Annotated in this window: 16 protein-coding genes; 7 read left to right on the plus strand and 9 right to left on the minus strand. The window is 36.0% G+C overall.

The genetic code is table 11. The features are described 5' to 3' along the window. Nucleotides 1-210: 210 nt before the first annotated feature. From DN410_RS07035 to DN410_RS07045, 3 genes are read right to left on the minus strand one after another with little or no spacing between them, the layout of a single operon-like run. Nucleotides 211-387 carry a ComZ family protein gene (locus DN410_RS07035; RefSeq protein WP_001003337.1) on the minus strand — a complete coding sequence of 59 codons (177 nt, stop codon included), beginning with the start codon at nt 385-387 and terminating at the stop codon, nt 211-213. Nucleotides 388-441: 54 nt separating this feature from the next. Then, nucleotides 442-1,314, minus strand: a complete 873-nt coding sequence (locus tag DN410_RS07040) for an NAD-dependent epimerase/dehydratase family protein (RefSeq protein ID WP_149175956.1) — start codon at nt 1,312-1,314, stop codon at nt 442-444. Nucleotides 1,315-1,343: 29 nt separating this feature from the next. Beyond that, nucleotides 1,344-2,078 (minus strand): lipase family protein, encoded by a 735-nt coding sequence (locus DN410_RS07045; protein WP_149175957.1) that lies wholly within the window; start codon nt 2,076-2,078, stop codon nt 1,344-1,346. A 156-nt stretch (nt 2,079-2,234) separates the two neighbouring features. Between DN410_RS07045 and DN410_RS07050 the strand changes: the two genes are divergently transcribed. Further along, complete coding sequence (locus DN410_RS07050) at nt 2,235-2,417, plus strand: YjzD family protein (protein WP_001211116.1); 183 nt, start codon at nt 2,235-2,237, stop codon at nt 2,415-2,417. Nucleotides 2,418-2,466: 49 nt separating this feature from the next. On the opposite strand, the gene clpB is transcribed toward DN410_RS07050, so the two are convergent. Both clpB and DN410_RS07060 read right to left on the minus strand, forming a co-directional pair. After that, nucleotides 2,467-5,067 carry an ATP-dependent chaperone ClpB gene (gene clpB, locus DN410_RS07055; RefSeq protein ID WP_149175958.1) on the minus strand — a complete coding sequence of 867 codons (2,601 nt, stop codon included), beginning with the start codon at nt 5,065-5,067 and terminating at the stop codon, nt 2,467-2,469. 210 nt (nt 5,068-5,277) lie between these two features. After that, the gene (locus tag DN410_RS07060; RefSeq protein ID WP_000531421.1) at nt 5,278-5,457 is read right to left on the minus strand and encodes a YjzC family protein; all 180 of its coding nucleotides are present in this window, start codon (nt 5,455-5,457) and stop codon (nt 5,278-5,280) included. Nucleotides 5,458-5,949: 492 nt separating this feature from the next. On the opposite strand from DN410_RS07060, the gene DN410_RS07065 reads away from it, so the two are divergent. From DN410_RS07065 to DN410_RS07075, 3 genes are all read left to right on the plus strand, one after another. Then, complete coding sequence (locus tag DN410_RS07065) at nt 5,950-6,759, plus strand: Cof-type HAD-IIB family hydrolase (protein WP_001041234.1); 810 nt, start codon at nt 5,950-5,952, stop codon at nt 6,757-6,759. A 105-nt stretch (nt 6,760-6,864) separates the two neighbouring features. Continuing rightward, on the plus strand, nt 6,865-7,005 hold the full coding sequence (locus DN410_RS07070) for a hypothetical protein (protein ID WP_000516818.1): 141 nt from the start codon (nt 6,865-6,867) through the stop codon (nt 7,003-7,005). Next, a complete protein-coding gene (locus DN410_RS07075) occupies nt 7,006-7,203 on the plus strand; it encodes a DUF3813 domain-containing protein (protein ID WP_149175959.1) in 198 nt (65 codons plus the stop codon). A gap of 26 nt (nt 7,204-7,229) precedes the next feature. On the opposite strand, the gene DN410_RS07080 is transcribed toward DN410_RS07075, so the two are convergent. After that, nucleotides 7,230-8,087: a YitT family protein gene (locus DN410_RS07080; protein WP_142332047.1), complete on the minus strand. Its 858-nt coding sequence runs from the start codon at nt 8,085-8,087 to the stop codon at nt 7,230-7,232. 100 nt (nt 8,088-8,187) lie between these two features. Here DN410_RS07080 and DN410_RS07085 point away from each other — a divergent pair, with 100 nt between their 5' ends. Further along, nucleotides 8,188-8,319 (plus strand): DUF3941 domain-containing protein, encoded by a 132-nt coding sequence (locus DN410_RS07085; RefSeq protein WP_001120846.1) that lies wholly within the window; start codon nt 8,188-8,190, stop codon nt 8,317-8,319. 128 nt (nt 8,320-8,447) lie between these two features. Then, on the plus strand, nt 8,448-9,317 hold the full coding sequence (gene prsA / locus DN410_RS07090) for a peptidylprolyl isomerase PrsA (protein WP_149175960.1): 870 nt from the start codon (nt 8,448-8,450) through the stop codon (nt 9,315-9,317). 20 nt (nt 9,318-9,337) lie between these two features. Here prsA and DN410_RS07095 read toward each other — a convergent pair whose 3' ends face one another. Then, the gene (locus DN410_RS07095) at nt 9,338-10,192 is read right to left on the minus strand and encodes a CvfB family protein (RefSeq protein WP_149175961.1); all 855 of its coding nucleotides are present in this window, start codon (nt 10,190-10,192) and stop codon (nt 9,338-9,340) included. A 378-nt stretch (nt 10,193-10,570) separates the two neighbouring features. Here DN410_RS07095 and DN410_RS07100 point away from each other — a divergent pair, with 378 nt between their 5' ends. Then, a complete protein-coding gene (locus tag DN410_RS07100) occupies nt 10,571-11,062 on the plus strand; it encodes a YajQ family cyclic di-GMP-binding protein (RefSeq protein WP_001040149.1) in 492 nt (163 codons plus the stop codon). A 37-nt stretch (nt 11,063-11,099) separates the two neighbouring features. Here DN410_RS07100 and DN410_RS07105 read toward each other — a convergent pair whose 3' ends face one another. Next, nucleotides 11,100-11,327 (minus strand): hypothetical protein, encoded by a 228-nt coding sequence (locus tag DN410_RS07105; protein ID WP_149175962.1) that lies wholly within the window; start codon nt 11,325-11,327, stop codon nt 11,100-11,102. A gap of 51 nt (nt 11,328-11,378) precedes the next feature. Then, on the minus strand, nt 11,379-12,680 hold the full coding sequence (locus tag DN410_RS07110; protein ID WP_149175963.1) for an alpha-amylase family glycosyl hydrolase: 1,302 nt from the start codon (nt 12,678-12,680) through the stop codon (nt 11,379-11,381). Between the last annotated feature and the right edge of the window lie 139 nt (nt 12,681-12,819).

Consider the following 12,819-nt stretch of genomic DNA (forward strand, 5'->3'; position numbering starts at 1 on the left):
TATGACTTGGTACTAATTTTAAAACATAAATGTATTTTTGTCTAGAATATATTTCAGCTAAAACATAAAGGTAGCGTATTATTCTCTTTATTCTTCAGTAAAAGAAACAGAAACACACCTCCCCCTATTTCGCTTAAAATATAAAAAGGCCCGAACCGCTTCTACTCACGGTCCGAGCCTCTCTCCCATCAAAAAGAAGGATTTTATTCTTTATTCTTTATCCGCTTTCCCAAGCTCATATGCTTCGTTCATTACTTTCATCAATAACTCTAACACTGGTTGTGCTTTCTCCATATCAAGCGCAATTCCATTAGAATCTAAAATTGCCTTTGCTTCTGGTAAATGCTTCATTGCGATTTGTAAAAATTGCATGCTTTTTTCGTTCATATTCTATTCTTCCTCTCCAATAAAACTTTCACATACAATAGTGTAACATGCGCGCTACCCTTCGTATAACTCTTTATATTTTTTCATGTGGGCCAATTGCTTATTTAAACCGTATTCTAACGGGGTATTTCTTTTAATTGAAATATCCTCGGCTGCTTCATCTCTTTCTTCTTTACTATGTTTACTCACTTTATCATCTGCACGTAAAAGGTTCATACCTTTTTCCCATAACGACGGTTTACCACTGAGTAAATTGTATATACCAACATGGTCCCCGTTCGTTCCATTTTCCCATAAGTATTCACATACATCTTCAACGTAAAGTAAATCGCTCCCTTTTTCCTCACTCGTGCAATGGCACTCTTTCTCATCCAGTTCCGATAAAATGAGCTGATGATACATCATAAAAGATGGTTGCCACGGTCCATATAATGTAGGAACTCGAAATACACTATATTGTAATTTTCCTTTTTTTAATCCTTCTTCCACTTTCAAAAATAGACGTTTATTTTCGGATTCCTCCCGGCTCCCTACTTCAATAGAAGAAATTAAATTCAACTTTATTTTCTGGTCTTCACACATTTTTATAACCCGCTTTAAATATTGTAATATGACTCTTTCATTCCGAAATCCGCTTTGCTGATTCGGTTCGTACAAGCAAAAGTAAATGGTGTCGAAATCCTCTCCCTCTACTGATCTCCATCCATCCTCATCTCTTATAGAATAGTACGTAAATAACGCATTTCGCCCAATTAACAATAACTTCTCTTCATTAATTTTTGTCATACTATCGAACTCATCAAAATCAAGACCATACACTTCAACTTCTTCTGCGATCATTTTATTCACAAGGTGATAACCTACAAACGTAAGTGCACCTACAATCAGCACGCGTTCCATACCACCAACCCTTTCCCCTTGAAACAAATAGCTCCTCATTTATGTATATGGGAGCTTCACAATTCTTCTTCATATTTTTTAAAGAAATCAGTCGTTTGCCTAACCATTTTATATTTCACATCTTGCAGATGGAATAAGACAGAAGTATCGCATTGATTAAATTGTCTCATTTTCTCATATTTACGTAACAATTGTTTTCTTCCTCTTTTCTCTTGTGTTGATACGAAAATTTTAACAGGTACACAAGACGGAAGAAGCGTAAATGATTTCTTATTTATTTTTGATTCTAATTCTTCTTCTTTGGAATCATACGCCAAACTTAATTCTTTCACTAATCTTTTGTAAAAAAACTTATGCTCTTTCTCAAACTCAACATATTCTGGTAAATCTAGACACGGATTCAACATAACGACAGAACGTATACACTCGGGATATTTGTTCATCATCTCAAGGGCTACAAGCGCACCCATCCCATCGGCCATAATGTGCATTTTCGCATTTAATGTCTCTTTTCTCAAAACAACATCATACAAACGTTTTGCGAGACGAACAGATTGATCGTTTCCCCAATGCCTTCCATATAAATTAGAGGAAAAGACCGTGTAGCCTTCTTCAATAAGACCATGCAAAAAGTAAGATCTTCCCCCATGCTGTGTCCATAAACTTGTACCATTCTCAATAAAGTAGTTGTAATCACCAAGAAGCATAACAGAAAACCCATTTGGCTTCTCCGGCAAATAAATGACACATGGTTCTTTTTCTAAGTAAAAAAAACGTTCCGTAATACTCATTTTTCCCCCGCCTTATTTTCTAAACGTATAAAACCACTCTTTTATACTGTATGAACAGAATGCAAATTTGCGTTGAAAAATCTACAAATATTTTTCTATATTCTTTTTTCAATTGTGTTACAATAAGGACAGATTGAACGAATAGAGGTGTAAAATATGCGTTTCATTTGGGCATTAATTTGGTCGTTCTTGCTTGTACATATGATGAGCTATGTAATCGGCTCTATGACTGGCGGTACATACGATTTTAACCAAGCGTCTATTTTCTCAGTTGTTCTTGCGGTATTAGTACTTGCGATTTCAGCTGCAATTCCAAACGAGCCAGTAGAACAACACTAAAAAAGAGTCCGGATTTTATCCGAACTCTTTTTTATTTTTATTTTTATTTTTATTTCACATGAACGACTAACTCGTTATTTTCAACATCAACAACTACGTGACTATTGTCAGTAATCGTTCCTGCAATTAATTCTCGTGCTAATTTCGTTTCCACTTGACGTTGTACATATCGTTTTAATGGACGAGCTCCGTACATCGGATCAAATCCAGCTTCTACAACGAATTCTTTCGCGGAGTCTGTTAATTCTACTGTAATGTGACGGTCAGCTAAACGACCTTGTAATTCTTTTACAATTTTATCGACAATACCTTTAATTTCATTCGCTGTAAGAGGTTTGAATAAAATAATTTCATCGACACGGTTTAAAAATTCTGGTCGGAAATGCCCTCTTAATTGTCCCATTACAAGCTCTCTTGATTCTTCTTTAATCGAACCATCTTCTTCTAAACCTTCTAATAAGTGAGCAGATCCAATATTTGAAGTCATAATAATAACTGTGTTTTTAAAGTCTACTGTACGGCCCTGTGAATCTGTAATGCGGCCATCGTCTAACATTTGTAATAAAATGTTGAATACTTCTGGATGCGCTTTTTCAATTTCGTCTAACAAAATAACGGAATATGGTTTACGTCTTACTGCTTCTGTTAATTGACCACCTTCTTCATATCCTACATATCCAGGAGGTGCACCAATTAAGCGGGACACGGCATGTTTCTCCATGTACTCAGACATATCGATACGAATCATTTGCTCTTCACTATCAAATAAAGACTGCGCTAACGTTTTTGCAAGTTCTGTTTTACCAACACCTGTTGGTCCTAAGAAGATGAAAGAACCAATCGGGCGGTTCGGATCTTTAATACCAGCGCGAGCACGAAGAACTGCGTCTGATACTAGGCTTACCGCTTCTTCTTGTCCGATGACACGCTCTGATAAAATTTGCTCTAGACGTAATAATTTCTCGCGTTCACCTTCAACAAGTTTTGCGACAGGAATACCCGTCCAGCGTGAAACAATATCTGCAATCTCTTCTTCACTTACTTCTTCACGTAATAAACGATTTTCTTGTTTATTATGTGCGCCCATTTCTTCTGCTTCTTTTAACTCTTTTTCAATCGCAGGAATCTTCCCGTGACGAAGTTCAGCTGCTTTATTTAAATCGTAATTCCCTTCTGCTTCTTCTAACTCTCGGCGCAGGCGCTCTAAATGTTCTCTTAAATCACGAACTTTGTGAATATCTTCTTTTTCTTTTTCCCATTTCGCTCTCATGCCACTTGCAACTTCCTTTAAATCCGATAATTCACGTTGCAACGTTTTTAAACGTTCTTGGCTACCACGGTCTGTTTCTTTTCCAAGAGCTGCTTCCTCAATTTCTAACTGCATAATGCGGCGCGTTACTTCATCTAATTCTGTTGGCATAGAATCAATTTCAGTACGAATTGTTGCACATGCTTCATCAACAAGGTCAATCGCTTTATCTGGTAAGAATCGATCTGAAATATATCGATCTGATAAAACAGATGCTGCTACAATCGCGCGGTCATGAATATTTACACCGTGATAAATTTCAAAACGCTCTTTTAATCCACGTAAAATTGAAATGGTATCTTCAACAGTCGGTTCTTCTGCTAATACTTGTTGGAAACGTCTTTCTAGCGCTGGATCTTTCTCAATATATTTACGGTATTCATCGAGCGTCGTCGCCCCGATACAATGCAGTTCACCACGCGCAAGCATCGGTTTCAACATATTTCCTGCGTCCATCGCACCTTCTGTTTTACCAGCGCCAACAATTGTATGAAGTTCATCAATGAATAATAAAATGCGGCCTTCACTCTTTTTAATTTCATTTAATACAGCTTGCAGACGCTCTTCAAACTCACCGCGGAATTTCGCACCGGCTACAAGTGCACTCATATCTAACGCAAAGATTGTTCTATCTTTCAATCCTTCAGGTACATCCTTTTTCACAATACGCTGCGCTAATCCTTCAACGATTGCTGTTTTACCAACACCCGGCTCACCAATTAAAACAGGGTTATTTTTCGTTTTACGTGAAAGAATGCGGATAACACGGCGAATTTCACTATCCCGGCCGATTACAGGATCAATTTTCCCCGCTCTCACTTCTGCCACTAAATCACGGCCATATTTTTCTAATGCTTCATAAGTTGCTTCTGGATTTTGACTAGTCACTCTTTGATTCCCCCGAACTGTCATTAAAGACTGTAATAAATTATCTTTCGTAATATGAAATCTTGTAAATAATTGATTGATATCGCCTTTTTCTTCAGCAAAAGCAAGCAATACATGTTCGACTGAAATGTAATCATCTTGCAATTTTTCTGCTTCCTTCTCCGCTCTTACAAGCAGTTGTTGCAGATTGCTTGTTATATACAATTTCCCAGCTTCTGCTCCGCTTCCCGTTACAGAAGGTTTCTTTTTAATTAAACTTTCTATCCCTTGCTTTAATGCTTCTATATCAACATTCATTTTTTGAAATATACGTACTGCTAATCCATCTTGCTCCTCTAATAATGCAAGTAATAGATGAACAGTATCCACCTCTTGGTGATGATGAGATACCGCTAAAGATTGGGCACTCATAATCGCCTCTTGTGTTTTTGTTGTCATTTGATTTAAGTCCATCTTTACAGCCCTCCAAAAGTTTGACTTTCTTTGACCTTTAATTTGATTATACGCCAACTGACTTTTTTATACAATAAATTTGCTTATGTATTTTCAAACTTATTATTGGAAAAAGAAAACAGGAACATTCATTATACTGTTCAAAACGTTGCGGTAAATGAAATTATAATGCACAACGAAAAAAAGCCGCAATAATGATTGCGGCTTCTGTTACGGTTTTCTTTTATATGTCCACTGACGATTATGATTCGTGTTATCTGGGAATTTCTCACCGGCAGTTAGTTTCACCATTTGTGGGTCTTTCACCATACTTCCCGTTTCACCAATTTCTACATAAATGCCATCATTTGGCGCTTTTTGTCCAGAACGAAACCTGCGATTTTGTCCCATTTTCATTCTCCTTCCATGACGTCTTTGCCTCATTAGTATATCCATTTTAAAAGAAAGCTTTTCTGTCATGTTTAGGAAACAAGTACTACATTTCATTCTTGTACATATATATGAATGACACAAATGGAAGCAGGGATTTCTTTCCCACTTGTAGAAAAAAAAGAAACCAACCTACTCTAGGCTAGTTTCAAAGGAGAGTCAAACATATACGAGAAGATTACATGTTCATTATAAGCCTCATCATACGAGCAATGTAACCCTTTTCACAATTTGTACATAATGAAAGAAACATTGTTTGAACTTTCCAAAAAGATGTTGACTTTTCTTAATTTTCAACGAGAAATAGTAGACACCGCAGCACTTTGAGACGTAAGATGGATATATAGTGAAATTTCCATCTATGGTGGTCTCACCCAGTCTAACCTCTTATTTCTGCATATTAAAAACGGAAATACAGATAAAAACAAAAAAATTATTATAAGAGGTGAAATTATGAACAAACAACATTTAATCGCTTTAGACTTAGACGGTACTTTATTAACAGACAACAAAATAATTTCCACTCGAACGAAACATACAATTGCAAAAGCAAAGGAACAAGGACATATTGTCGTTATTTCAACAGGGCGTCCATTCCGTGCTAGTTATGATTACTATAAAGAACTTGGCCTGAACACACCTATCGTAAACTTTAACGGCGCTTACGTACATCATCCCCTTGATGCAAACTGGGGAACACATCACTCTCCTCTTGAATTAGCAACAGCGCAAGAAATTGTCCGAGCTTGCTTTGATTTTGGCGTGAAAAATATATACGCTGAAGTAATGGATGATGTGTATGTTCGTGAAATTGATGAAGATAAAAAACATATTTTCGAATTCGGTTCTCCAAAGATTTTCACAGGAGACTTATTAAATACTTTAAATGATCATCCAACTTGCTTGTTAATTGACGCACATGACGAGCATTCCACTGCAATTCGTCAACATTTAACTGATATGCATGCTGAAGTAATCGACCATAGAAAATGGGGCGCACCTTGGCCAATTATCGAGATTGTGAAAAGCGGATTAAATAAAGCGGTCGGATTACAAAAGATTTCCACTCATTACAACATCCCAAAAGAGCGAATTATCGCTTTCGGTGACGAAGATAACGACTTTGAAATGATTGAATTTGCTGGTCACGGCATTGCAATGGGAAATGCCATCCCTGAATTAAAAACACTCGCTAATCATACGACGTTAACGAACGAAGAAGACGGAATCGCTCTATATTTAGAAGAGGTTCTTGGGCTGTAATCTAAAAATTCCCTGCTTATAGTTTCTAGCCAAATGTTCATACTATTATTAGACGCACAAATCAGCGCGTCGATTGTTTTCAGCTAAATAAAGGGGGTTTTTCGAATGGGTAAAAAGAACAAATCAAAACGTTTTATCCAACAAGGAGCCGATTCTATTATGAAGCATGATGCCAGATTCCCGTACAGAGGTACATTAGCTGAGGCAGAAAAAGCGAGAAGTAACTCTTCTTTTGGAGGGGTTTAAATGGGGAACTTACTATTCCAACAAGCTAGAGACGCTGTTGCAAGCGCCGTTTCTTGTTCAAGCGGCACTGAACAACAAGATCTCGTATATAGAGCAAAAAACGCTTTGCAATCCGCTTATGCAAACTCTTCAACTGCTGAAAAGGTTCAGCTACGCGAAATGCAAGAGCAATTGCAAAACATTACGAACTTGCATTAAAAAAAGAGGACCAGCTTTGGTCCTCTTTAATCTTTTCGAAACAATCCAAACACCCCGACCGTTTGCAGTACATTTGTAAATGCACCTGGGTCCACTTGTTTAATAACTCTCTCTAATTCATATAACTCATAACGAGTAATAACAATCATTAACATTTCTTTATTTTCATTTGTATAAGCACCTGTTGCAGGTATCGTTGTAATCCCCCTAACTAAGCGTGAATGAATCGCCTTTCGCACATCCGCCCCATTCTTTGTAACGATTAACGCCGTAATCTTCACATGACGCGTATGAATCGCATCGATGATTCGCGTTGACACATACAAAGTCACCAAAGTATATAATGCTTTTTCCCATCCATACACATAGCCAGCAGCAATGATAATAATTGCATTAAAGAAGAAAAAATATGTACCGACAGGCTTGTCTTTAATCTTTGATAAAATCATGGCGATAATATCTAAACCACCTGTAGAAGCCCCCCACTTCAACGCAATTCCTACCCCGATTGCCGAAATAATCCCGCCAAAAATCGCATTTAATATGATGTCGTTCGAAACTGCTCTAACTGGGATAATTTCTAAAAACAAAGTCATAAATATAACGCAAAGAAAACTAAAAAACGTAAAAGCCTTCCCAACCTTTTTCCACGCTAAAATAACGACCGGAATATTAAATAAACTAAACAACACTCCTGTAGATATATGAATGGATAAAAAATCACCTAATATTTGCGATAATAATTGAGACAATCCAGCAAAACCACTCGCGTACACTTTCGCTGGTGTTAAAAATAAATTCATCCCAATTGCATTTAATAAACCTGCGACGATTACAACGATTAACTTCTTTATAAGTTCGGTATAATTTAACTTCAAATCCATTTTCAATCCACCTTTATTATTCATGAATGCACCGCTATACATAGTCTTTACGAAAAAGGAAATGATAAACGTACAACGTTTAGAAATGGAGTTGATACATATGCCACATACGAGTGATAACGACAAAAAAGCACGCGATAATAATGCAAAGCGCGCACAAAAAAATGAGCAAGAACAAAAAAATATAGAGCAAGGTAAGCGTACTTATTCTAAAAAGACCGATCACCTTTGATCCCATCGTACATCAACATAATTGTTGATGTACTTTTTTACATTTTACAGGGAAAAACATTAAAAATTCACTTCATGTTCACTTCTATATTCTACAATAGCGATAACATATTCGGATGAGGTGTTAGCATGAGAGGGAAACATATTTTCATTATTACTGCACTAATAAGTATATTAATGCTATCTGCTTGTGGACAAAAAAACGGCTCAACTACAGTCGCTACAGCAACAGACTCAACCATCACGAAGAGCGACTTCGAAAAGCAATTAAAAGATCGTTATGGAAAAGACATGTTATACGAAATGATGGCACAAGACGTTATCACCAAAAAATATAAAGTATCTGACGATGATGTAGATAAAGAATTAAACAAAGTGAAAAATCAATATGGAGACCAGTTCAAAACAGTACTAGAAAACAACCGTTTAAAAGATGAAGCTGATTTCAAAAATCAAATTAAGTTCAAACTTGCTATGAATGAAGCAGTTAAGAAAAGCGTTACAGAAAAAGATGTGAAAGACCACTATAAGCCAGATATTAAAGCGAGCCACATTTTAGTAAGTGACGAAAATGAAGCGAAAGAAATAAAGAAAAAACTAGACGCTGGTGCCTCATTTGAAGAATTAGCAAAACAAGAATCGCAAGATCTACTATCAAAAGAGAAAGGCGGAGACCTCGGATACTTCGCATCAGGTACAATGACGCCTGAATTCGAAACAGCTGCCTACAAACTAAAGGTCGGACAAATTAGCAATCCCGTTAAATCTTCGAACGGTTATCACATTATAAAATTAACTGATAAAAAAGATTTAAAGCCTTACAATGAAGTAAAAGACTCTATTCGCAAAAATCTAGAAGAAGAGCGCATCGCTGATCCTACATTCAGTCAAAAATTGTTACAAGATGAATTAAAAAAGGCAAATATTAAAATAAATGATAGCGACTTAAAAGATACATTTACACTTGTAAAAGCACCACCTTATTTTTATAAAAAATAAGGTGGTGCTTTTTATTCAATTTACTTCTTAAAGTATGTCCAGCCTTCTTCTTGGTAAACCTTTTCTTCTTTCATCAACTTACCAAGTGCACGCTTAAATGCAGCTTTACTCATATTGAAACGTTCTTTAATGTCTTCTGGGTAACTCTTATCCCAAAACGGCATTGCTCCGCCTCGTTCTTCCATATATTCATAAATTACTGCTGCATCGTCTTCCATTCCTTCTTCTTTACGAGGAAGAAGTGAAATATTAATTGTACCGTCTTCTTTCACGTCAATAATACGGCCTGTTACACGTTCACCGATACGAACTTGTTCTTTTCTTTCTGTATGATGTAAAAATGCACGGAAATGTTCATCTGTTAAGACGAATGAACCGACTTGAAGTGAACGGTATACACGTCCATTTACGTTTTTATTACGCATAGATGGCGTTGCCTCTACAACGATTTCTTGCATATCACTGTCTCTCGCTGGAAGAGCGATAAGACGATCACGATTCGTTAATTTTAACGTACAATATAATTCGTCTCCAACTTCTGGCCATACTGGCATATAAATTGGAAACTCATCAGCTGGGATTAGTATATCTTTTGATACGCCAATATCAACAAACACACCTAAACTAGGAATAACTTCTACAACCTTTACCCAATTCCAATCATATGTTGTAATAATCGGTTCCTTCATCGTTGCTGAAATACGATTTTGGTGATCAAGGTATAAGAATACATCAATCGTATCGCCTTCTTCAATTTCTCCAGCTACTTCGTTTTTATGTAGGAAGATTTCTTCCTCTTCGTTTCCAACCATATATCCGATTTCTGTTTCGCGTAAAACAGTTACCTGTTCAATCGATCCTATTTGTAAATACATATTTTTTAATTCCCTTCTCTATATAAAGTGAAACTTTAATCAGCGGGGTTCTGTTCCTTCCCACTGATTATTAGTTGAACCAATCGGGCTTTTACGGGCAGCGGATCTCCCATCTAACTTCTTTGCTCTAGTTAAATTTTAAAGCGGGAGTCTTACCGCCCGTTAATGCGGGGTAAAATTATCTTTTTTATCATTCCAAACAAAAGTTAATTATAACACGATTTTTCCTTTATTTGTCCAACTGCCCAAAATTCACTATAATAAAATGAGGTTACATGATTATAAGTATGAAAACACTTAAGTCTCAGCTCGTTTTCAGCTATACTTTAGTATGTACAGTACATAAAAAGATTAGAAATTTATTTGGAGGTGCTAACTATGGCAAAAGATAGTTCTTTTGACATCGTTTCGAAAGTAGAATTACCTGAAGTAACAAACGCAATTAACATCGCATTAAAGGAAATCCAAAACCGATATGACTTTAAAGGAAGTAAAAGTGATATTAAACTTGAAAAAGAAGTACTTGTTTTAACTTCTGACGACGAGTTCAAATTAGAGCAAGTAAAAGATGTTTTAATTTCTAAACTTGTAAAACGTAACGTTCCAATTAAGAACTTAGATTATGGAAAAGTTGAAGCTGCGACTGGTAACACTGTTCGCCAACGTGCAACACTTCAACAAGGTATCGATAAAGATAACGCGAAAAAAATTAACAACATCATTAAAGAAATGAAATTAAAAGTAAAAACACAAGTACAAGACGATCAAGTACGTGTTACAGCGAAAAGCCGCGATGACTTACAAGCAGTAATCGCAGCCGTTCGTAGTGCTGACTTACCAATCGACGTACAATTTATTAACTACCGCTAAAAAGAAAACTCCTCTTAATTAGAGGAGTTTTCTTTTTTTAAGAGCAGCAATATATTGCTTTATCAAATGATTTTTCTGGAATATACACTTTATCGTTTTCGATTTTGTATTTAATATTATTCCTCTTAAGAACTGCCGTATCAACAGAATGAATACTATCACCCCACCGAACAAATTTCCCATCTTCACCGTTGTCCCAAAAATACAAACCTACAAATACGATAAGAAGACAAAAAGATAGAGCGAACCACTTCTTTTTCCGCAAATATCTCACCTCACCTTAAACTGCAGACGAACTACTAAAGAAAGGAGTTACTCATTTCCGTTTCCTTTTAACCGCAATTAAAAATGCAATGAATAATATGTTCACACCGACGATTAAGGAAATAAATAACCAATTCACACCTGTTTCTCCACTAACTTTATACACATTTGATTCTTCTCGCTTTAAAACGAGATAAAATTGGCCGTTGTCTTCTCTTATAATCTCATCTTCCAATAGGCCACGTAATTCCTTTTTTTCTCCAATCAAATTTGCATGAAGAGGAACTTTTTGCGTCTCTTTCGTATTGTTAATTGCTACTAGTGTTACCTCATCTTTATACTCTCGTTTTAATATACTCATTCCATCTTTATCGTATAGAAGTTCAAACGTGCCACGTCGTAAAGATGGTCTCATTTGCCTAAGTTCACCCAGCTTCGTTATGTGCTGCATAAACTTTTCATCTGATTTAAAATCCATTAACCTTCTATTATCTGGAACATCCCCTCCATCTAATGCAATTTCAGTCCCGTAATAAAAATTCGGTATCCCCGGTGATGTGAATAAGTAAGTGAGCGCTAGCTTTAAACGAGACGGCGGGTAATACATATTTTCTTTTGCAATACGTGCAAATCTTTTTGTTTCCTGATTATCTAAAAATGTAACAAATTCCCCTTCTTTTTTACTCACTTCATATAACGATTTCACCGATACATCCGCTTTGGAAAACGATTCTACTATTTTTTTATTATATTCACTATCTTCCTTTGTCATAATACGAAAATCTTTCTTTATCGCTTGCATATCTTTCTGCACGTCAATCCAAAAGGAATGTGGCTTTTTCTCACTATGCATCACATAACTTCCATCTAAATCAACTTCTTTTATCCACCATTTCATCGAATCAATTACTTGTTGTTCATTTTCTCCAAACGGAAATTGAAATACAACTTTCATTTCTTTTTCATGAGCTTTTGTTACAAGCTCTTTCACATCATTTTCCGTTCCGTAATGTTCATTTACTTTTTGAAAATTTTGTACGTCTAATCCATCGTACTTTCCACTTTCAAATAGCGGAGAAAGCATAACAGTGGTAAATCCCATTTCTTTTATGTAATCTAGCCTTTTTATAATTCCCCTTATATCTCCGCCCTGATATCCTTCTAAATTACCAACGTCTAACCGTTTGTCATTTTTCGGCTCTCCATTATTGAAGCGATCAATCATAATGGAATATACGACTTCATCTCGCCATTCTCTTTTTTCTTCCGCGAAAGTATGTATTGGTACAAATAAAACGACAGCTAAACAAAAACAAATGAATAGTTTCCTAGTCCATATTTTTCCCACACGCATCCCCCAAGTTTTTTAATTGTAAGAATATTATACCAATTATCCAAACGAAGCGCATACGTTGATTTCACTCCTCACAAAATATTCCATGTTAGATTTTCTAACATGGAATATAAAATTTTCTGAATTTTTAGTTGATTTT

The organism is Bacillus sp. SH5-2, assembly GCF_008368905.1.
Taxonomy (GTDB): Bacteria; Bacillota; Bacilli; order Bacillales; family Bacillaceae_G; genus Bacillus_A; species Bacillus_A luti.